This is a genomic window from Streptomyces sp. UF-297 (assembly GCF_058245575.1).
The window spans coordinates 1-20840 of record NZ_JBSIBZ010000040.1; the positions used below are offsets into that span (position 1 = coordinate 1).

At 70.8% G+C, this 20840-nt stretch carries 13 protein-coding genes, 1 tRNA gene and 1 rRNA gene; 12 read left to right on the forward strand and 3 right to left on the reverse strand.

All coding sequences use genetic code 11. From position 1 onward, the window contains the following. From rrf to AC4IJH_RS22410, 3 genes are all read left to right on the forward strand, one after another. Nucleotides 1–73 (forward strand): 5S ribosomal RNA (rrf, locus tag AC4IJH_RS22400); the annotation flags it as partial. A 115-nt stretch (nucleotides 74–188) separates the two neighbouring features. Then, nucleotides 189–866 (forward strand): DegT/DnrJ/EryC1/StrS family aminotransferase, encoded by a 678-nt coding sequence (locus AC4IJH_RS22405; protein ID WP_490853599.1) that lies wholly within the window; start codon nucleotides 189–191, stop codon nucleotides 864–866. 106 nt (nucleotides 867–972) lie between these two features. After that, a tRNA-Thr gene (locus AC4IJH_RS22410) sits at nucleotides 973–1045 on the forward strand. An 87-nt stretch (nucleotides 1046–1132) separates the two neighbouring features. Here AC4IJH_RS22410 and AC4IJH_RS22415 read toward each other — a convergent pair. Beyond that, entirely contained in the window at nucleotides 1133–3763 is a 2631-nt protein-coding gene (locus AC4IJH_RS22415; RefSeq protein ID WP_490853645.1) for a SpoIIE family protein phosphatase, read from the reverse strand. Nucleotides 3764–4109: 346 nt separating this feature from the next. Between AC4IJH_RS22415 and AC4IJH_RS22420 the strand changes: the two genes are divergently transcribed. The 9 genes from AC4IJH_RS22420 (at nucleotide 4110) to AC4IJH_RS22460 (ending at nucleotide 18514) form a co-directional block, all read left to right on the forward strand. Next, on the forward strand, nucleotides 4110–9608 hold the full coding sequence (locus AC4IJH_RS22420; RefSeq protein WP_490853600.1) for a HAMP domain-containing protein: 5499 nt from the start codon (nucleotides 4110–4112) through the stop codon (nucleotides 9606–9608). A gap of 253 nt (nucleotides 9609–9861) precedes the next feature. After that, complete coding sequence (locus AC4IJH_RS22425) at nucleotides 9862–10539, forward strand: response regulator (protein WP_490853601.1); 678 nt, start codon at nucleotides 9862–9864, stop codon at nucleotides 10537–10539. Nucleotides 10540–10647: 108 nt separating this feature from the next. Continuing rightward, entirely contained in the window at nucleotides 10648–13416 is a 2769-nt protein-coding gene (locus AC4IJH_RS22430) for a DNA translocase FtsK (RefSeq protein WP_490853602.1), read from the forward strand. A gap of 232 nt (nucleotides 13417–13648) precedes the next feature. After that, nucleotides 13649–14473, forward strand: coding sequence for a helix-turn-helix domain-containing protein (locus tag AC4IJH_RS22435; protein ID WP_490853603.1), 825 nt, complete (start codon nucleotides 13649–13651; stop codon nucleotides 14471–14473). Between the two features lie 81 nt (nucleotides 14474–14554). After that, the gene (gene rimO / locus AC4IJH_RS22440) at nucleotides 14555–16045 is read left to right on the forward strand and encodes a 30S ribosomal protein S12 methylthiotransferase RimO (RefSeq protein ID WP_490853604.1); all 1491 of its coding nucleotides are present in this window, start codon (nucleotides 14555–14557) and stop codon (nucleotides 16043–16045) included. Next, on the forward strand, nucleotides 16042–16776 hold the full coding sequence (gene pgsA, locus AC4IJH_RS22445; RefSeq protein WP_490853605.1) for a CDP-diacylglycerol--glycerol-3-phosphate 3-phosphatidyltransferase: 735 nt from the start codon (nucleotides 16042–16044) through the stop codon (nucleotides 16774–16776). Before rimO ends, pgsA begins: the two co-directional genes overlap by 4 nt. Next, complete coding sequence (locus AC4IJH_RS22450; protein WP_490853606.1) at nucleotides 16773–17285, forward strand: CinA family protein; 513 nt, start codon at nucleotides 16773–16775, stop codon at nucleotides 17283–17285. Before pgsA ends, AC4IJH_RS22450 begins: the two co-directional genes overlap by 4 nt. Nucleotides 17286–17394: 109 nt before the next feature. Continuing rightward, on the forward strand, nucleotides 17395–17778 hold the full coding sequence (locus tag AC4IJH_RS22455; protein ID WP_490853607.1) for a helix-turn-helix domain-containing protein: 384 nt from the start codon (nucleotides 17395–17397) through the stop codon (nucleotides 17776–17778). A 265-nt stretch (nucleotides 17779–18043) separates the two neighbouring features. Further along, on the forward strand, nucleotides 18044–18514 hold the full coding sequence (locus tag AC4IJH_RS22460; RefSeq protein WP_490853608.1) for a Dps family protein: 471 nt from the start codon (nucleotides 18044–18046) through the stop codon (nucleotides 18512–18514). 640 nt (nucleotides 18515–19154) lie between these two features. On the opposite strand, the gene AC4IJH_RS22465 is transcribed toward AC4IJH_RS22460, so the two are convergent. Together AC4IJH_RS22465 and AC4IJH_RS22470 are read right to left on the reverse strand one after the other, a co-directional pair. Beyond that, nucleotides 19155–19940, reverse strand: a complete 786-nt coding sequence (locus tag AC4IJH_RS22465; protein ID WP_490853609.1) for an SDR family NAD(P)-dependent oxidoreductase — start codon at nucleotides 19938–19940, stop codon at nucleotides 19155–19157. 32 nt (nucleotides 19941–19972) lie between these two features. Beyond that, nucleotides 19973–20791, reverse strand: coding sequence for an Fpg/Nei family DNA glycosylase (locus AC4IJH_RS22470; protein ID WP_490853610.1), 819 nt, complete (start codon nucleotides 20789–20791; stop codon nucleotides 19973–19975). Nucleotides 20792–20840 lie beyond the last annotated feature (49 nt).

Here is a 20840-nt window from a genome sequence, read left to right on the forward strand (position 1 = left end):
CCCGGAAGCTAAGCCTTTCAGCGCCGATGGTACTGCAGGGGGGACCCTGTGGGAGAGTAGGACGCCGCCGAACAATTATTCAGCTCCGGCTCCTGGACCTTTGGTTCAGGAGCCGGAGCTTTTTTGTTTGTGCGGTGCAGTGCAATGCGTTACTTCGCGTTCACTTTGCGTGGCCATGATCCATGGGTATGGGCACAGGAGAAACGCTGAGGTCGGCGGGCGTGCGGGGCGGCGACGAGGTCGTGGTGCCGGCGTACGGAAGTGCACAGATAGCGGAGGCCGTGGTGAGCGTGGGGGCGCTGCCGGTCTTCGCCGATATCGATGGGGAGAGCTACTGCCTCGATCCGGCGGCGGTGGCGGACGCGGTGACGTCCAGGACGGCTGCGATCGTCGCCGTGCACCGCTTCGGGCGGCCGGCGGAGCTGGGGTGGATACGGGAGAGCGGGCGGCGCCACGGTCTGCTGGTGGTCGCCGAGGGCGAGCCGGGTGCCGATCGGGGCGGGGCCGAGCTGCGGCGGGCGAACGCGGCGTATCTCGACGCGCGGCTGACCGGGGTGGTGCCGCCGGTGGCCGCGGCCGGGCACAGCTACGAGCGGTACGTGGTGCGGGTGCCGGGGAACGGGCGGCCGGACCGCGACGCGTTCGCGAGGGCGCTGCGGGCCAAGGGCGTGCTGTGCCGTGTGCCCGTACAGGCGCCCGTGTACCGCTTGCCGGGGCTGCGGAGGGATGTGTTCCTGCCGCAGACCGAGCGGGCCGTGGACGAGACGCTGGCGCTGCCGGTCGGTGCGGCGCTGTCGCGGCGGGAATTGCAGCGGATCGTGAGCGCGTGCAATGCGCTGGGCGGGCTGTTGCAGCCTGCCTTTTAGGGCATCGCGGGCATTGGGGGCGGGGACGCGGAGGTGGTTCGGAGCACGGGGGAATTCGGGGTATGATTCTTTTCGTTGGTGAGCGGGAAACCGCGAAGCGCAACAGGCCCCAATAGCTCAGTCGGCAGAGCGTCTCCATGGTAAGGAGAAGGTCTACGGTTCGATTCCGTATTGGGGCTCAGGAAGAGAAAGGCCCCCGCCATCGGCGGGGGCCTTTCTCATGTCCGGGGTGCGCCGGGGCCCGGAGGCCGCCGGGGCGGGGGAAGTTATCCGATCGAGCGGGTCTCGGGGACGCGCATGGCCAGGATCGCCATGTCGTCGGAGGCCGGTTCGGCGGCGAAGCGCTCGACGGCGCGCAGGATGCGGGCGGCCACGGCGCCTGCCGTCAGGCCCGTACAGGTCCTGAGGACGTCGATCAGGCCGTCGTCGCCGAGCATGCGGGTGCCCTCGCGGCGCTCCGTGACGCCGTCGGTGACGCACAGCAGGACGTCGCCGGGGTCGAGGGTGACGGTCTGCTCGTACAGCTCCAGGTCGTCCATGACGCCGAGGAGGGGCTGGGGTTCGGCGGCGGGCTCCACGGAGCCGTCCTGGCGCAGGCGCAGCGGCAGGGGGTGGCCCGCGCACACGACCTTCAGCACCGCGCTGCCGTCGCGCTGGGGCCACAGCTCGCCGTAGAGAAGGGTCAGGAAGCGGCTGCGGGCGCCCTCGTCGAGGATCGCGGCGTTCAGGCGCTCCAGGACGGCGGGGCCGCCGAAGCCCTCGCGGGCCAGCAGGCGCAGGGCGTGCCGGGCCAGGCCCGTGACGGCGGCGGCCTCCGGGCCCGTACCGCAGACGTCGCCGATGGCGAAGCCGTACGCGCCGTCGCGGATGGGGAAGAGGTCGTAGAAGTCGCCGCCGACCTCGTTGCCCTCGCCGGCCGCGCGGTAGATGACCTCGACCTCGACGCCGGTGACGTCGGGGAGCTCGGGCGGCAGCAGGCTGCGCTGGAGGGACTGGCTGATGGCCGTGCGCTCGGAGTAGAGGCGGGCGTTGTCCAGGGCGAGGGCCGCCCGGCGGGAGAGGTCCTCGGCCAGTTCGAGGATCTCCTGGCGGAAGTGTTCCTCGGAGGGCTTGCCGAGGGTGAGCATGCCGATGACGCGGTTGCGGGCGACCAGGGGGAGGACGACCGTCTCGCCGCCGACGGCGGAGGCGGTGGCCAGGGTGGCGCCGGGGCCGGTGGAGGGGCGGGCTGAGTCGCCCAGGCCCAGGCTGCGCAGGGACGTGCGCAGGGCGGCGTCGTGGGCGGCGTCGGAGGGGGCGGTCCACACACGGGCGCCCGGGGTGGGCACCGGGTCGGGCGGGGCGACCTTGGACAGGAGGGTCTTGAGGCCGTCGATGCGCTCCTCGTCCTCGTGCAGGACGTACGACAGCTCCGGTTCCGAGGCCTGATCGGCGACCGTATAGACGGCGCACCAGGTGGCGAGGGTGGGGACCGTCATCTGTGCCATCAGGGCCAGTGTCTGGTCGCGGTCGAGCGTACCCGCCAGGAGGTCGGAGGCCTCGACGAGGAAGGAGAGGGAGCCGCGGCGCAGGCGCTCCAGCTCATGGAGGCGGGCGCGCTCCACGGCCAGGGCGATGCGGTCGGCGGCGAACTGGAGGCGCAGTGCCTCCTCGTTCGTATAGCGGCCCCTGGCCTCGGCGGCGACGCCGAGGGAGCCGGTCAGGCGGCCCTCGACCTTGAGCGGGACGATGACGACCGAGCGCATGCCCGTGCCGGTCAGGAGGGGGACGGCGCCGGGGACGGCGCTGAGGTCCTCGTGGACGGCGGGCATACGGGCGGAGCCGTAGCGGCCGGTGCCCGCCTCGACGGGGACGCGGGCGAAGCGCTGGCGGGCGGAGGGCAGGCCGGTGGAGGCGCGGACCTCCAGCTCGGTCTCGTCGTCGGTGGCCAGCAGGAGGTAGGCGGCGTCGCCGTCGAGCATGTCGCGGGCGCGCTCGACCGTGCGCTGGAGCAGTCCGTCGAGGTCGTCGGGGGCCGGGGAGCCGATGAAGACCTCGAAGGGGTCGGCCGGGGTGCGGCCCTCGGGCTGCTGGGCGGCCTGGTCGGGGGCGGGGGAGCGCGGCTGGCTCTGCAGGACGGCGCGCTCGTGGTCGCGTACCAGCAGGCAGACGGTCGAGGGCTCGCCGTCGGCGTCGCGGACCCGCAGGTGGGAGGCGTAGACGGGGACGACCCTGCCGTCGGCGCCTCTTATGCCGTAGGAGCCCTCCCAGCGGGAGAGCTGGAGGGCCTCGTGGATGCCGGTGCCCGTGCCGGGGGTGTGCGGCCAGGCGGCGAAGTCGGTGAGCGGCTTGCCGATGACCTGCTCGGGGTCGTACGCGAACAGGTCCTGGGCGTCGTCGTTCCAGGAGCTGATGCAGCCGCCGCGGTCGATCTGGATTACGGCGACCCGGACGCGGTTGTCGGTGACGGGCAGGGCGTCCACGGGCAGGGCGGGGCCGGCGGAGCGGGTGCCGGCCGGGCGCTCGGGCAGGTCGAGCTGGAACCACACGTGTTTTTGTGCGGGGGTGTACTCCACGCCCCAGCGGGTGGCCAGGGCGCCGCACAGCAGCAGGCCGCGGCCGCCCTCGCGGTCGGGGTGGGCGATGGTCTGGCCGGTGCTCTGCAGGGGGATCTCGCGCTCGGGGTAGCGGTCGGCGACCTCGATGCGGATGCCGCTGTCCGTCCGCAGGCACAGCACGTCGGCGGCGGTGCCGGCGTGCACCACCGCGTTGGTGACCAGCTCGCTGGTCAGGACGACGGCGTCGTCCACGATGTCACCGTGGCCCCAGCCCTGGAGGGTGTCGCGTACGAAGGCACGGGCGGCGGCGACCGAGCGCCCGACCGGCTCGAAGGTGGCGGTTGCCCGCGCGGTGATCACAGCACTCCCCATTGGCCTCTCGTCGCTCCCCCGAGTCCTGTGCCCGTTTCCCGTGGCCTCGATGCGCTAGCCAGGCTAAACCGTCGGTCCAAGTGGTGTGCAACGAAGGCGGGCGTTGCGGAAGCGGGCGGACTTTGGCGGTCATACCCATTCCCGCGAAGAATGTGCATGGCCGCTGGGTCGCAGGGCCATCACGCAGGGCGAGGTCCCGCCCTTCGGTTTCAACGGACCCCAGAGGATGTGGTTACGTTTCGGCTCTTGGTGGCTTCGGTGCGCCGGGGTGAAACACTGGGAATGCTTGAAGAGGAAGCCCGGGTAGAACGGTCGACCCTGCGGGAGGGACACGGTGGAGTCTGGCGCAGCGGCGCGGGGCGTGAGCACGCGCGCGAAAGGCGGACGATCCCGTAGCAACGGGACGACCGAGGTGGATACGGCCGCTCTGAACAGGCTGCTGGCCGCACTCGTGGCGATGCGGGACGGCAACTTCCGCAAGCGGCTCACCGTCTCGGGCGACGGCGTGATGTCGGAGATCGCCGCTGTCTTCAACGAGGTCGCGGACCGCAATCTGCACCTGACGGGCGAGCTGGCGCGGGTGCGCCGGGTGGTGGGCCGTGAGGGCAAGCTGACCGAGCGGCTGGAGGTCGGCGCGTGCGAGGGCTCCTGGGCCACCGCGATCGACGCCTCCAACGCGCTGGTGGACGATCTCGTACGGCCGGTCTCCGAGGTGGGGCGGGTGCTCTCGGCGGTGTCCGAGGGCGATCTGGAGCAGCGGATGGATCTGCGCTCCGGGGGTGCGGACGGCAATTCGGCGCATCCGCTGCGCGGCGAGTTCCTCAAGGTGGGCCGTACGGTCAACGGGCTGGTCGACCAGCTCTCGGCCTTCACCGACGAGGTGACCCGGGTCGCCAGCGAGGTGGGTACGGAGGGCAAGCTCGGCGGGCAGGCGCGGGTGCGCGGGATGTCCGGGTCCTGGAAGGACCTCACCGAGTCGGTCAACACCATGGCCTCGCGGCTCACCGCGCAGGTGCGCGACATCGCGCTGGTGACCACCGCCGTGGCCAAGGGCGATCTGTCCCGCAAGGTCACCGTCCATGTCGCCGGCGAGATGCTGGAGCTGAAGAACACCGTCAACACGATGGTGGACCAGCTCTCCTCGTTCGCCTCCGAGGTGACGCGCGTCGCGCGCGAGGTGGGTACGGAGGGCGAGCTGGGCGGCCAGGCGAAGGTGCCGGGCGTCGCGGGCGTGTGGAAGGACCTCACGGATTCGGTCAACTTGATGGCCGGGAATCTCACCGCGCAGGTGCGCGGGATCGCCCAGGTCACCACGGCGGTCGCCAGCGGCGATCTGTCGCAGAAGGTCACCGTCAGCGCGCGCGGCGAGGTCGCGCAGCTCGCCGAGACCATCAACACCATGACCGAGACGCTGCGGACGTTCGCGGACGAAGTGACGAGGGTGGCCAACGAGGTCGGGGCCGAGGGGCAGCTGGGCGGCCAGGCGCAGGTGCCCGGTGCGGCGGGGACGTGGAAGGACCTCACCGATTCGGTGAACACCGCCTTCCGCAACCTCACCGCGCAGGTGCGGGACATCGCCCAGGTCACGACCGCGGTCGCCAACGGTGACCTCTCGCAGAAGGTCACCGTCGATGTGGCCGGCGAGATGCTGGAGCTGAAGAACACCGTCAACACGATGGTCGACCAGCTCTCCTCCTTCGGCGCCGAAGTGACGCGCGTGGCACGGGAGATCGGCGTCGAGGGCGAGCTGGGCGGCCAGGCGGCGGTGCCGGGCGCGGCGGGGACGTGGAAGGACCTCACCGATTCGGTGAACACCGCCTTCCGCAACCTCACCGGGCAGGTCCGCAACATCGCCCAGGTCACGACCGCGGTCGCCAACGGTGACCTCTCGCAGAAGGTCGCCGTCGACGTCTCCGGCGAGATGCTCCAGCTGAAGAACACCGTGAACACCATGGTGGACCAGCTCTCCTCCTTCGCCGACCAGGTCACGCGGATGGCCAGGGACGTGGGGACGGAAGGCCGGCTGGGCGGTCAGGCCCGGGTGGACGGCGTCAGCGGTACGTGGAAGGAACTGACTGACTCCGTCAACTTCATGGCGGGGAACCTGACTTCACAGGTGCGCCAGATCGCCCAGGTCACCACGGCGGTGGCGCGCGGCGACCTGTCCCAGAAGATCGACGTGGACGCGCGCGGCGAGATCCTGGAGCTGAAGAACACCATCAACACCATGGTCGACCAGCTCTCGGCCTTCGCCGAGCAGGTGACCCGGGTGGCCCGCGAGGTGGGTACGGACGGCAGGCTGGGCGGCCAGGCGCAGGTGCCCGGCGTCGCGGGTGTGTGGCGCGATCTGACCGACTCCGTGAACGGTATGGCGGGCAACCTGACCGCCCAGGTCCGTAACATCGCGCAGGTCGCCACCGCGGTCGCGCGCGGCGACCTCTCGCAGAAGATCGATGTGGACGCCCGGGGCGAGATCCTGGAGCTGAAGAACACCCTCAACACGATGGTGGACCAGCTCTCCTCCTTCGCCGACCAGGTCACGCGGGTCGCCCGCGAGGTGGGCACCGAGGGCATCCTGGGCGGCCAGGCCGAGGTGCAGGGTGTCAGCGGTACGTGGAAGGACCTCACCCAGTCCGTCAACTTCATGGCGAACAACCTGACTTCACAGGTGCGCAACATCGGCGAGGTCACCACGGCGGTGGCGCGCGGCGACCTCTCCAAGAAGATCACCGTCGACGCCAAGGGCGAGATCCTCGAACTCGTCACGACCGTGAACACGATGGTGGACCAGCTCTCGCTGTTCGCCGAGCAGGTCACCCGGGTCGCCCGTGAGGTGGGTACGGAAGGCCAACTGGGCGGTCAGGCAAGGGTTCCTGGCGTCACCGGCATCTGGAAGGACCTCAGCGACAACGTCAACCTGATGGCCAACAACCTGACCATCCAGGTGCGCAACATCTCCCAGGTCTCGGCCGCGGTCGCCAACGGCGATCTGACCAAGAAGGTCACCGTCGAGGCGCGCGGCGAGGTCGCGGCGCTGGCCGACACCGTCAACACCATGGTCACCACGCTGTCGTCGTTCGCCGACGAGGTCACGAGGGTGGCCCGCGAGGTGGGCACCGACGGCATCCTGGGCGGCCAGGCCCGGGTGCCCGGCGTCGCCGGGACCTGGAAGGACCTCACCGAGTCCGTGAACTCGATGGCGTCCAACCTCACCGGCCAGGTCCGCAACATCGCGATGGTCACCACCGCGATCGCCAAGGGTGACCTGACCAAGAAGATCGACATCGATGCGCGGGGCGAGATCCTCGAGCTCAAGACGACCATCAACACCATGGTCGACCAGCTGTCCTCGTTCGCCGAGCAGGTCACCCGGGTGGCCCGCGAGGTGGGTACGGAAGGACAGCTGGGCGGTCAGGCGCAGGTGCGCGGCGTGGCAGGCACCTGGAAGGACCTGACCGAGTCGGTGAACGAGATGGCGGGCAACCTCACCCGCCAGGTGCGCGCGATCGCCGCCGTCGCCGCGGCGGTGACGCTCGGGGACCACAACGTCCGCATCGACGTGGACGCGGCGGGCGAGATCCTGGAGCTCCAGGACAACGTCAACACCATGATCTCCACGCTGCGCGAGACCACGCTCGCCAACGAGGAACAGGACTGGCTCAAGGGCAACTTGGCCCGTATCTCCGGTCTGATGCAGGGGCGCCGCGACCTGAAGGACGTGGCCAAGCTCATCATGAGCGAGCTGTCCCCGGCCGTCTCGGCGCAGCACGGCGCGTTCTTCCTCGCGTCCCAGCCCGGCGACGGGTTGGAGATCGACGTCGACGGCTCGGACCGGTCGGCCTACGAGCTGCGGCTGATGGGCTCCTACGGCTATTCCATGGGCTCCATGCCCACGACCTTCAGGCCCGGTGAGACGCTGATCGGCACGGCCGCGGCGGAGAAGCGCACCATCCTGGTGGAGAACGTCCCCTCCGGGTATCTGAAGATCGCCTCCGGTCTGGGCGAGGCGCCGCCGGCGAATGTGATCGTGCTGCCGGTGCTGTTCGAGGACAAGGTCCTGGGCGTGATCGAGCTGGCGTCCTTCCAGTCCTTCACCCAGATCCAGAAGGACTTCCTCAGCCAGATCGCCGAGATGATCGCGACCAGCGTCAACACCATCTCGGTCAACACCAAGACCGAGGTCCTGCTCAAGCAGTCGCAGCAGCTGACCGAGCAACTCAAGGAGCGCTCGGGGGAGTTGGAGAGCCGGCAGCGCGCGCTGGAGCTGTCCAACTCCGAGCTGGAGGAGAAGGCCGAGCAGCTGCGCAAGCAGAACCGCGACATCGAGGTGAAGAACACCGAGATCGAGGAGGCGCGGCAGGTCCTGGAGGAGCGCGCGGCGCAGCTGGCGGTCTCCATGCGCTACAAGTCGGAGTTCCTGGCGAACATGTCGCACGAGCTGCGCACACCGCTCAACTCCCTGCTCATCCTCGCCAAGCTGCTCGCCGACAACGCCGAGGGCAACCTCTCGCCCAAGCAGGTCGAGTTCGCCGAAACGATCCACGGTGCGGGCTCGGACCTGCTCCAGCTCATCAACGACATCCTGGACCTGTCCAAGGTCGAGGCGGGCAAGATGGACGTCAGCCCGACCCGTATCGCGCTGGTCCAGCTCGTCGACTACGTCGAGGCGACGTTCCGGCCGCTGACCGCGGAGAAGGGCCTGGACTTCTCCGTACGGGTCTCCCCGGAGCTGCCCGCGACGCTGCACACCGACGAGCAGCGCCTGCTGCAGGTGCTGCGCAACCTGCTGGCCAACGCGGTGAAGTTCACCGACACCGGCGCCGTGGAGCTGGTCATCCGGCCCGCGGGCGGCGATGTGCCGCCGCAGATCCGCGAGCAGCTGCTGGAGCACGGCTCGCTGCGCGACCCCGACGCCGACATGATCGCCTTCTCGGTGACCGACACCGGCATCGGCATCGCCTCCAGCAAGATGCGGGTGATCTTCGAGGCGTTCAAGCAGGCGGACGGCACGACCAGCCGCAAGTACGGCGGTACGGGCCTGGGGCTGTCCATCAGCCGGGAGATCGCGCGGCTGCTGGGCGGCGAGATCCACGCCGCCAGTGAGCCGGGCCGCGGCTCCACCTTCACCCTGTACCTGCCGCAGAACCCCGGCGGGCTGCCGCCGCAGGGCTATCCGCAGCTGGTCGCCGGCGGGCTGGCGATGGACGCGGAGGCGCACGACGAAGAGGCGGGTGCTCAGGGGCAGTGTGCCGATGAGGTGGCACCGCCGCTGCAGGGGTCCTCACGCAACGGCTCCGGTGGCCTCAACATCCGCCGCAGGCGCGGGATTTCGGGCGTCTCGCGGCGCCCGGCGCTGCCCGCGCCCGTCCAGCCGGCCCCGCCCGCCCAGACGCCCAACGAGGAGCCCTGGCTCGGCAACGGGCAGGACCTGGTCGACCCGAGCTTCGACGGGGGGTTCCACGGCGAGAAGGTGCTCATCGTCGACGACGACATCCGTAACGTCTTCGCGCTGACCAGCGTCCTGGAGCAGCACGGCCTGTCGGTGCTGTACGCCGAGAACGGCCGGGAGGGCATCGAGGTGCTGGAGCAGCACGACGACGTCGTCCTGGTGCTGATGGACATCATGATGCCGGAGATGGACGGGTACGCGACCACGGCCGCCATCCGCCGTATGCCGCAGTTCGCCGGGCTGCCTATTATCGCGCTGACGGCCAAGGCGATGAAGGGCGACCGGGAGAAGAGCATCGAGTCGGGCGCCTCGGACTATGTGACCAAGCCGGTGGACACCGACCACCTGCTCTCGGTGATGGAGCAATGGATGCGGGCGGAGTGACGGCGGTTTCCCATGAAGTCGGCGACGCCCGGCGGATGCTGACTGAGGGTGGCCGTCAACGTGTGGGAGCGCGGTATTCGGGGAACCTTCTGGTCTCCCACTGCGTTTGTGCTACGTGCACAGTGACATCGCGGTGACAGGGTGTGGCGACAGGCGGGGTGCGGCTACCATGACCGGCACAAGGACGGGCGGCATGACGGAGCCGTCCCCTGGGGCGGCGTCCGGTGCATTGCCGGGGCGAGGAGGACGGGCCATGGTGCAGAAGGCCAAGATCCTCCTGGTCGATGACCGGCCGGAGAATCTGCTGGCGCTGGAGGCGATCCTCTCCGCGCTCGATCAGACGCTGGTGCGGGCATCGTCCGGGGAGGAAGCGCTCAAAGCACTGCTCACGGACGATTTCGCGGTGATTCTGCTCGATGTGCAGATGCCGGGGATGGATGGTTTCGAGACCGCCGCGCACATCAAGCGCCGCGAGCGCACCCGGGACATCCCGATCATCTTCCTCACCGCCATCAACCATGGCCCGCACCACACCTTCCGCGGCTATGCGGCGGGCGCGGTGGACTACATCTCCAAGCCCTTCGACCCGTGGGTGCTGCGCGCGAAGGTCTCGGTGTTCGTCGAGCTGTACATGAAGAACTGCCAGCTGCGGGAGCAGGCGACGCTGCTGCGGCTCCAGTTGGAGAACGGGCGCTCCAGCGCCAACGAGGCCAAGGAGCCGGCGGGCCTGCTCGCCGAGCTGTCGGCCCGGCTGGCCGCCGTCGAGGAGCAGGCCGAGGCGCTGTCCAAGCAGCTGGACGAGTCGGCGGACGCCGCCGCGGTGGCCACCGCGGCGCATCTGGAGCGCAAACTCACCGGGCTGCGCAGGGCGCTGGACGCCCTGGAGCCGGGCACCGGCGGCGGCACCGGGACCGTGCCCTCGCAGGGCTGAGGACGGCCCGCGGGGCTGACGCTCCCTCACGGCCGGTTTGTGCGACACGAATGGGTCAACGCTCGATCGCTCGTGTCACTGGTGGCCGACGCCTGTAATCTCGTCACCATGGCCTCACGTACGTCCGGCAAGGGTTCCCAGAGCACGGCGGGCACCTCGAAGCAGCCCGGGCGGTCCGGGAGCGCAGCGAAGAAGACCGCCGCGAAGAAACCGCCCGCCAAGAAGGCGCCCGTCAAGAAGGCGCCGCCGAAGAAGGGCGCGGCGGCCAAGCGCGCTCCGGCGAAGAAGGGCCCCGTCAAGAAGGCGGCGCCCAAGCCGGCCCCGTCGCCCACCGGCGGTCTCTACCGTCTCGTACGCGCCTGCTGGCTCGGTGTCGCGCACGGCATCGGCGCGACCTTCCGCGGCGTGGGCCGCGGCGCGAAGAATCTCGACCCCGCACATCGCAAGGACGGACTGGCGTTGCTGTTGCTCGGCCTCGCGCTCGTCGTGGCGGCCGGCACCTGGTCCAACCTCAGCGGGCCGGTCGGCGACATCGTCGAACTGCTGGTGACCGGGGCGTTCGGGCGCCTGGACCTGCTGGTGCCGATACTGCTGGGCGGCATCGCCGTACGCCTGATCCGCCACCCGGAGAAGCCCGAGGCCAACGGGCGGATCGTGATCGGCCTCTCGGCGCTGGTCATCGGCATCCTGGGGCAGGTCGCCATCGCCTGCGGCTCGCCCGGCAGGGGCGACGGCATAGGAGCCATGCAGGACGCCGGGGGCTATATCGGCTGGGCGGTGTCCAAGCCGCTGATCTTCACCGTCGGCCAGACGCTGGCGGTGGCGCTGCTGGTGCTGCTGACCCTCTTCGGCCTGCTGGTGGTCACCGCCACCCCCGTCAATGCCATCCCGCAGCGGCTGCGCGCGCTCGGCGCCCGTCTGGGCCTGGTGGAGACCTACGAGGTGGAGCCCGCCGAGGGGCCGCAGGAGTTCGCCGAGGAGTGGCGCGAGCAGCCGGGGCGGCGCAGCAGGCGGCCCGCTGCCGAGCCGCTCGCGGCCTCTCCGGAGGCGATAGAGGAGGAGGCGCTGGCCAAGCGCCGCCGTTCGCGCCGTACGCCCGTACAGCCTGCGGTGGACCGCCCCATGGACGCCGTGGACGTGGCCGCCGCGGCCGCCGCAGCGCTGGACGGCGCCGTGCTGCACGGCGTGCAGCCCTCGCCGCTGGTCGCGGACCTGAGCAGCGGTATCTCCGGCGAGCGCGGGGAGCAGACGGAGGAGCCGGCCGCCGACAGCGGCTCGGTGCCGCCCGCGCGCGGGGCCGGGAAGCCGGGCAAGCAGGGCGCCGTACCGGACTTCACCAAGGCCGCTCCCGAGCCGGTGGACGATCTGCCGCAGCGGGCCGAGCAGCTGCTGCTGTCCAACGACATCACCTACGCGCTGCCCTCGCTGGACCTGCTGGAGCGCGGCGGGCCGGGCAAGACCCGCAGTGCCGCCAACGACGCGGTCGTGGACTCGCTGACCAATGTCTTCGGGGAGTTCAAGGTGGACGCGGCGGTCACCGGCTTCACGCGCGGTCCGACGGTCACCCGTTACGAGGTCGAGCTGGGCCCGGCCGTCAAGGTCGAGAAGATCACCGCGCTGGCCAAGAACATCGCGTACGCGGTCGCCAGTCCGGACGTACGGATCATCAGCCCGATTCCCGGCAAGTCCGCCGTCGGCATCGAGATCCCCAACAGCGACCGCGAGATGGTCAACCTCGGCGATGTGCTGCGCTCGGCGGAGGCGGTCGGCGACGAGCACCCGATGCTGGTCGCGCTCGGCAAGGACGTCGAGGGCGGCTACGTCTCGGCCAACCTGGCGAAGATGCCGCACATCCTGGTCGCCGGTGCCACCGGCTCCGGAAAGTCCTCCTGCATCAACTGCCTGATCACCTCGGTCATGGCCCGCGCCACCCCCGACGAGGTGCGGATGGTGCTGGTGGACCCCAAGCGCGTGGAGCTGACCGCCTACGAGGGCATCCCGCACCTGATCACGCCCATCATCACCAACCCCAAGAAGGCCGCCGAGGCCCTCCAGTGGGTGGTCCGCGAGATGGATCTGCGCTACGACGACCTGGCGGCGTACGGCTTCCGGCACATCGACGACTTCAACGAGGCCGTCAGGAACGGCAAGGTCACCCCGCCCCAGGGCAGCGAGCGCGAGCTGTCGCCGTACCCGTATCTGCTGGTCATCGTCGACGAGCTGGCGGACCTGATGATGGTGGCGCCGCGCGACGTGGAGGACTCCATCGTCCGCATCACGCAGCTGGCGCGTGCCGCGGGCATCCACCTGGTGCTGGCCACCCAGCGCCCCTCCGTGGACGTCGTCACCGGTCTGATCAAGGCGAACGTGCCCTCCCGGCTCGCGTTCGCGACCTCCTCGCTCGCCGACAGCCGGGTCATCCTGGACCAGCCCGGCGCCGAGAAGCTGATCGGCAAGGGCGACAGCCTCTTCCTGCCGATGGGCGCGAACAAGCCGGTCCGTATGCAGGGCGCCTTCGTGACGGAGTCCGAGGTCGCGGCGGTGGTCAAGCACTGCAAGGATCAGATGGCGCCTGTCTTCCGCGAGGACGTCACCGTCGGCCAGACCCAGAAGAAGGAGATCGACGAGGAGATCGGCGACGACCTGGACCTGCTGTGCCAGGCGGCCGAGCTGGTGGTCTCCACGCAGTTCGGGTCCACCTCCATGCTCCAGCGCAAGCTGCGGGTGGGCTTCGCCAAGGCGGGGCGGCTGATGGACCTGATGGAGTCGCGGAACATCGTCGGGCCGAGCGAGGGGTCCAAAGCGCGCGATGTGCTCGTCAAGCCGGACGAATTGGATGGAGTGCTCGCGGTGATCCGCGGGGAGGCTCCCTTCTAGGCGTCATGCGCCGTACGGGCTCTCACCCGTACGAGATCGCACGCAACCGTTTCTCCTGCCGATACGTCAAGTTGAGGGAGGTGACAGGACGATGCTTCACCATCGCGACCAGCGGCTGCCTCCGTAGGCCTTCTGATGGCGTACAAAGTCCGCTCTCCCGCTTGCCCGACCCTTTCGTTCCACCCCTAGACTGAGCTTCCAGCAGGTGGCTACACGCTCGAAAGGCGCCCCCGTGTCCATCGGCAACTCCCCTGAAGACGACCGGCCTTCCGTCGGTCGCGTCCTCCAGCAGGCCCGTATCGACGCCGGACTGACCGTCGACGAGGTCAGTACGACCACGCGGGTGCGCATTCCCATCGTGCATGCGATCGAACAGGACGACTTCTCGCGCTGCGGCGGCGACGTCTACGCCCGGGGACACATCCGTACGCTCGCGCGCGCCGTGGGACTGGACCCGGCCCCGCTGATCGCGCAGTACGACGCCGAACACGGCGGCCGTCCCGCGCCGACCCCTGCCGCGCCCCTCTTCGAGGCCGAGCGCATCCGCCCCGAGCCGCGCCGCCCCAACTGGACGGCCGCGATGGTCGCGGCGATCGTCGCCGTCGTCGGCTTCGTGGGCTTCACGCTCTTCAACGACGGCGACAAGGGCAGCGGCAAGCCGGTGGCCGGCGGGGACACCGCCGGCAGCGTCAAGCCGACGACCCCGCCGACCAAGGTCAAGCCGAACAAGCCCGTCGACCCCAAGCCCGCCCCCTCCGACAGCGCCATCGCGGGGCTGCCCAAGGACAAGGTCACCATCAAGGTCACCGCCAAGGACGGGCAGAGCTGGATCTCAGCCAAGGACGCCAACGGCAAGCTGCTGGAGGACGGCCTGCTCAGGCAGGGACAGTCCCGGACCTTCACGGACAAGAAGCGCATCGATCTGGTCCTGGGCAACGCCCCCGCCGTACAGCTGTACGTCAACGGCAAGGAGGTCAGGGAGGTCGGCAACAAGGGCTCCGTGGAGCGGCTGAGCTACACCCCCGGTTACACCCCTGGGGACCCGCAGGCGGGCTGACCAGGCCCGGGAGCCGTCGGTGACGGGTGAGCCGAACCCTGGCAGCCATGGCGGCGGCCGGGACAAAGTAGGCTGAGCCCTATGCCCGAACGCCGTACCGTCGCCCTTGTCACTCTTGGCTGCGCCCGTAACGAGGTGGACTCGGAGGAGCTCGCAGGCCGCCTGGCAGCGGACGGCTGGGAGCTCGTCGAGGACGCCTCCGATGCCGATGTCGCCGTCGTCAACACCTGTGGATTCGTCGAGGCCGCCAAGAAGGACTCCGTAGACGCCCTGCTGGAAGCCAATGATCTCAAGGACCACGGCAGGACCCAGGCCGTGGTGGCCGTGGGCTGCATGGCGGAGAGATACGGCAAGGAGCTGGCCGAGGCGCTGCCCGAGGCCGACGGCGTGCTCGGCTTCGACGACTACGCCGACATCTCCGGCCGTCTGCAGACCATCCTGAGCGGGGGCAGTGTCGAGGCCCACGCACCGCGCGACCGTCGCAAGCTGCTGCCGATCAGCCCCGCCGAGCGGCAGAGCGCCGACGGGGTGGCGCTGCCGGGCCACGGGGACGCTCTCGCGTCCGCCCCTGAGGACCTGCCCGAGGGCATCGCACCGAAGTCCGGGCCGCGGGCGCCGCTGCGCCGCCGCCTGGACACCAACCCCGTCGCCTCGGTGAAGCTGGCCTCCGGCTGCGACCGCCGGTGCTCCTTCTGCGCCATTCCCTCCTTCCGCGGATCGTTCATTTCGCGCCGTCCTTCGGACGTGCTCGGCGAGACGCGGTGGCTGGCCGAGCAGGGCGTGAAGGAGATCATGCTGGTCTCCGAGAACAACACCTCCTACGGCAAGGACCTGGGCGACATCCGCCTGCTGGAGACGCTGCTGCCCGAGCTGGCGGCGGTGGACGGCCTGGAGCGGATCCGGGTCAGCTACCTGCAGCCCGCCGAGATGCGGCCCGGGCTCATCGACGTACTGACCGGGACCGACAAGGTCGCGCCGTACTTCGACCTGTCCTTCCAGCACTCCGCGCCCGGGGTGCTGCGCGCGATGCGGCGCTTCGGCGACACCGACCGCTTCCTGGAGCTGCTGGAGCAGATCCGCGGCAAGGCGCCGCAGGCCGGAGCGCGCTCGAACTTCATCGTCGGATTCCCCGGCGAGAGCGAGGCGGACCTCGCTGAGCTGGAACGCTTCATCAGCCAAGCCCGTCTGGACGCCATCGGGGTGTTCGGATACTCCGACGAGGACGGCACCGAAGCGGCCACCTACGAGCACAAGCTCGATGCGGACGTGGTGGCCGAGCGCCTGGCGCACATCTCGCGGCTGGCCGAGGAGCTCACGGCGCAGCGCGCCGAGGAGCGCCTGGGTGAGACCGTGGAGGTACTGGTCGACCGGATCGACGAGGAGGACGGCTACGTGGGCCGGGCGGCGCACCAGGCGCCGGAGACCGACGGGGTCACTCTCCTGACCACCGACCAGGACCTGGTGCCCGGCCGTATGGTCGTGGCAAAGGTAGTGGCGACCGAGGGCGTGGACCTGGTCGCCGAAGTGCTCGACGGCGAGGCCGGCGGGTGTTCCGAGGAGGCGGGCAGATGACCGGAGTCCCGGCAGCCGCAGCGGGCGGTACCGGCAGGCCGGCGCCCGGTGGCAAGCTGGGCGCTGCGGCCGTCAATCAGGCCAGCGTGTGGAACATCGCCAACATCCTCACGATGGTGCGTCTGCTGCTGGTGCCCGCCTTCGTGATGCTCCTGATGCACGGCGACGGCTACGACCCGGCCTGGCGCTCCTTCGCCTGGGCCGCGTTCGCCATCGCCATGATCACCGACCTGTTCGACGGCCATCTGGCGCGGGCGTACAACCTGGTCACGGACTTCGGGAAGATCGCCGACCCGATCGCGGACAAGGCGATCATGGGCGCGGCGCTGATCTGTCTGTCGATCCTGGACGATCTGCCGTGGTGGGTGACCGGTGTGATCCTCTTCCGCGAGCTGGGCATCACGCTCATGCGGTTCTGGGTGATCAGGCACGGTGTGATTCCGGCCAGTCGCGGCGGCAAGATCAAGACACTGGCGCAGGGCACGGCGACGGGCATGTACGTCCTCGCGCTGACCGGAGGGCTCGCCACGTTCCGGTGGTGGGTGATGGCGGTGGCCGTGGTGCTGACCGTCGTCACCGGGCTGGACTACGTACGGCAGGCGATCGTGCTGCGCCGGGCCGGGCTGGCCGGGCAGCGGGCGGAGGGCGCGGCCTCGGCCGTGACGGCGGGCGAGAGCGTGGCGCGTGAGGAGCGGGACAGCGGCCCCGCCGGGCGGGAGTCCCTGCGGTGACATCGGCGGCGGCCCAGGCGCTGGAGGCGCTCGCCGGGCGCGGGCAGAGCCTGGCCGTGGCCGAATCCCTGACCGGCGGACTTCTCGCCGGGGCGCTGACCGCCGTACCAGGGGCCTCGCGGGTCTTCAGGGGTTCGGTGACGGCGTACGCCACCGAGCTCAAGCGCGAGGTGCTGGGGGTGGACGGGGCGCTGCTGGCCGAGCGCGGGGCGGTGGACGGCGAGGTCGCCCGGCAGATGGCGCGGGGCGTTCGACGTGTGCTCGGCGCGCACTGGGGTATCGCCACAACAGGAGTCGCCGGCCCCGACCCCCAGGACGGGCAGCCGGTGGGCACCGTCTTCGTCGCGGCCCAGGGTCCGGCCGGTACGGGGAGCGTGCGGCGGCTGGAACTGACCGGTGACCGTGACCGGATTCGTACGGACAGTGTCGCGGCTGCGGTAGAGCTGCTGCTGAGCGAACTGACAGAGAATGCGCGGGCACAGGATACGGAACAACGGGGGGGATATTGATGTTTGCAGCCCTGAGTGAACACGAACTTGCGCCCCGCACGGCAAAGGCCCGAGGCGGTACGGTGGGGCGAGAAGGATCCGGATTCGAGGTCCGAGGAGGGAGCCAGCGATGATTCTGCTTCGTCGCCTGCTGGGTGACGTGCTGCGCCGACAGCGTCAGCGCCAGGGCCGCACCCTGCGCGAGGTCTCCTCCTCCGCCCGGGTGTCGCTCGGCTACTTGTCCGAGGTCGAGCGGGGGCAGAAGGAGGCGTCCTCCGAGCTGCTCTCGGCGATCTGTGACGCACTGGACGTACGCATGTCAGAGCTGATGCGCGAGGTCAGCGACGAGCTGGCGCTCGCGGAGCTGGCGCGGTCGGCTGCCGCGAGCGAGCCGGTGCCCGCGCCGGTGCGGCCGAAGTTCAACGCGGTGTCCGTCACGTCCCTGGCGGGCGTGCCGGAGGAGCGTGTGACGATCAAGGCCCCCGCGGAGGCCGTGGACGTCGTGGCGGCCTGAGGCCGTACCGCTCGCCCGCTGCCGGGGGCGACCCCGTATTGCGCAGGTGCTTGCCCCTAGCCCTGGTCAGGTTGGTACTGACCGGGGCTGTCGGCATTTCCGGCACGTTTGTGGGCGGCCCGGCGGTGGTACCCCGAGCCGGGTGGCGGCGCCTTGAGCGCTTCTCGAGTCCTGGGGACGTATGGCCCCTCCGATGGCGATGGATCGTTTGTACGATGGATCAAGAGGGCCAAACGGAATCATTCGCTCGAAAAGGAGTTAATGGATGTCTGTGGTGAAGAGCACGCTGACCGAGGACGGCCGGAAGATCGTCGGGGAGGCGCTGCAGGGCGCGCTCGTCGATCTGGTGGACCTCTCGCTCGTGGCCAAGCAGGTGCACTGGAACGTCGTCGGGCCGCGCTTCAGGTCCGTACACCTGCAGCTCGACGAGGTCGTGGACACCGCCCGTCTGCACGCGGACACGGTCGCCGAGCGCGCGTCGGCGATCGGGGTGACCCCGGACGGCCGGGCCTCCACCGTCTCCAAGACCAGCGGCATCGGCGAGACCCCGGACGGCTGGGTCAAGGACACCGACGCGGTCCAGGTGCTGGTACGGGCCCTCGGTGCGGTCATCGAGCGGATGCGCGAGCGCATCGACGCGACCGGTGACCCGGACCCGGTCAGCCAGGACCTGCTCATCGGGCTGACCGGTGACCTGGAGAAGCACCACTGGATGTTCCAGGCGGAGGCCGCCTGAGGCGGCCGCTGCGCGACGTATGCGAAAGGCCCCCGGACACTTGGTCCGGGGGCCTTCGCGCGTGCTGGGTGAAGGGGAGGGGCTTCTGGGTGCGGGAGCGGGGGCGGTGGGTGAGACTGCCGGGGAGGGGGGGACCGGGTGGTCCGGGGCCGTGGCGGCGGGCGTCGGGCGGGCCGGAGGCGGGGGAAGTGCTCGATGAGTGAGGGCCGCCGGGTGGTGCGAGTGCGCCGGTAGTGCCCCGGTGCGCCCTCCCGAGGGGCGGCAGGCGCCGTCTAGCGTCGGTGTCAGGAGGCAGCCATGGCGTGGCACGACGTCCGGGGCCGCAGGTCGTGGACGGTTCCGGGGCGGTGGGCGGCCGCGGTCGCCCTCGGGGGACTGTGGTGGTGGGCCGTGCTGCGGCTGGCGTTGTGGCCCGAGGGGGCGGGGGTGGTGGAGGGCACCGTGGCGGCGGGCGGGTGGGGGCTGAGCCTGCTGCCGGTGCACTGCGTGCCGTGGGCGGGGCGGGCGGGGGGACGGGGGCCTGCTGCGGCGCGGGGGCGAGGGGGAGCGGGGGCGGGGCGATCCGAGACGAGCGGTGGGGGCGTACGGCGGTCCGCCGCGGTGTCGGCGAGGGCGCCGGGGGGCGCGGGGGCGCGGCGGGTCACCACGGCATGGCGACGCCGCCGTTGGGGCGCAGGATCTGGCCGGTCGTGAAGGACGCCGCGTCCGAGGCGAGGTGGAGGACGGCGTGGGCGATGTCGGCGGGCTCACCCACCCGGCCCAGCGCGGCTCGGCGGATCATGGCGGCCTCGGCCTGCTGCTGGCCGGCGGGGGTGTGCCGGTCGGTCATGGGGGTGCGTACCCAGCCGGGCGCGACGGCGTTGACGCGGATGCCGTGCGGGCCGACCTCGGTGGCGAGGGTCTTGGTGAGCTGGACGACGGCGGCCTTGGCGACTCCGTAGCACAGCAGGCCCGGGGCGCCGGTGTCGATGGCGCCGGAGGCCATGGTGACGATGGAGCCGGGGGTGCCGGTGGTGATCATCGCGTCGGCCGCCGCCTGGCAGGCGTACAGGACGCCCTTGAAGTTGGTGGCCCAGACGCGGTCGAGGTCGGCGTCGGTGGTCTCCAGGACGGGGCCGGAGTGCATGATACCGGCGATGGGGGCCATCACGTCCAGGCGGCCTGTGATGCTCAGGGCCTCGGTGACCAGGGCGCGGGTCTGCGACCGGTCGGTGACGTCGAGAACGTGGGGGTGTGCGGCGCCGCCCTCGGCGGTGATGCGGCGGGCGGTCTCGTCCGCGCCCCCGGCGTCGCGGTCCGCGCACAGTACGGTGGCGCCGGCCGCGGCGAGGAGGGCGGCACTGGCGCGGCCGATGCCGCCGGCGGCGCCGGTGACGATCGCGGTGCGGCCGGTGAGGTCGTACGCCGCGAGGGCCGGCAGGGGCATGGCGTGAGGGTAGGGCTGGAACTGACGAGGCGTCAATTGGCGGGAGAGGGTTCGCTGTTGAGTGCCTGGTCGGGCTGGCAGGTGGGGCACCAGAAGGTGACGCGCTCCTGGGTGGCGGGGCCCTGGTCGGCGGTCAGGACCGCGGTGCCGCAGCGCAGGCAGGGCAGGCCGGCGCGGCCGTAGACCCACAGACGGCGGTCCGGGCGGGCGCTGGGGGTGGTGGTGCGGGCAGGGCGGTCCTTGTTGATCTCCAGGAGCTTCTTGGCCAGGGCCGGGGCGCGCTCGGGGGCGGGCAGCAGGCCGACCGGGAGCCAGGGCGAGGCGCCGAGCAGGAAACACAGCTCGCACTTGTAGATGTTGCCGATGCCCGCCAGATTGCGCTGGTCCAGGAGGGCTTCGCCCAGAGGGCGTTCGGGGGCGCAGAGCAGGCGGCGCAAGGCCTCGTCCGGGTCCCAGTCCGGGCCCAGGAGGTCGGGGCCCAGATGGCCGACGGCGGTGGACTCCTCGGCCGTACGCAGGAGTTCGAGGACCGGCAGGCGGTAGCCGACGGCGGTGCGGTCGGCGACGGCCAGGACGGCGCGGATCTGGTGGGCGGGGCCGCCGCGCCAGCGCTCGCCGGGTGCGTACAGCCGCCAGGCGCCGTCCATGCGCAGGTGGGAGTGGAGGGTCAGGCCGCCCTCGACGCGGGTCAGGAGGTGCTTGCCGCGGGGTACGACCTCCAGGACCGTACGGCCGGTGAGGTCGACGGTGGCCAGACGGGGGACGCGCAGGTCGCTGCGGGTGAGGGGTTTGCCGGCGAGCGCCTGGTGGAGGTGGCGGGCGGCGCGGTGGACGGTGTCGCCTTCGGGCATGGGGACATGATGCCAACCGGGGCGGGGCGGAGAGTGCCGGCGGGCGGGG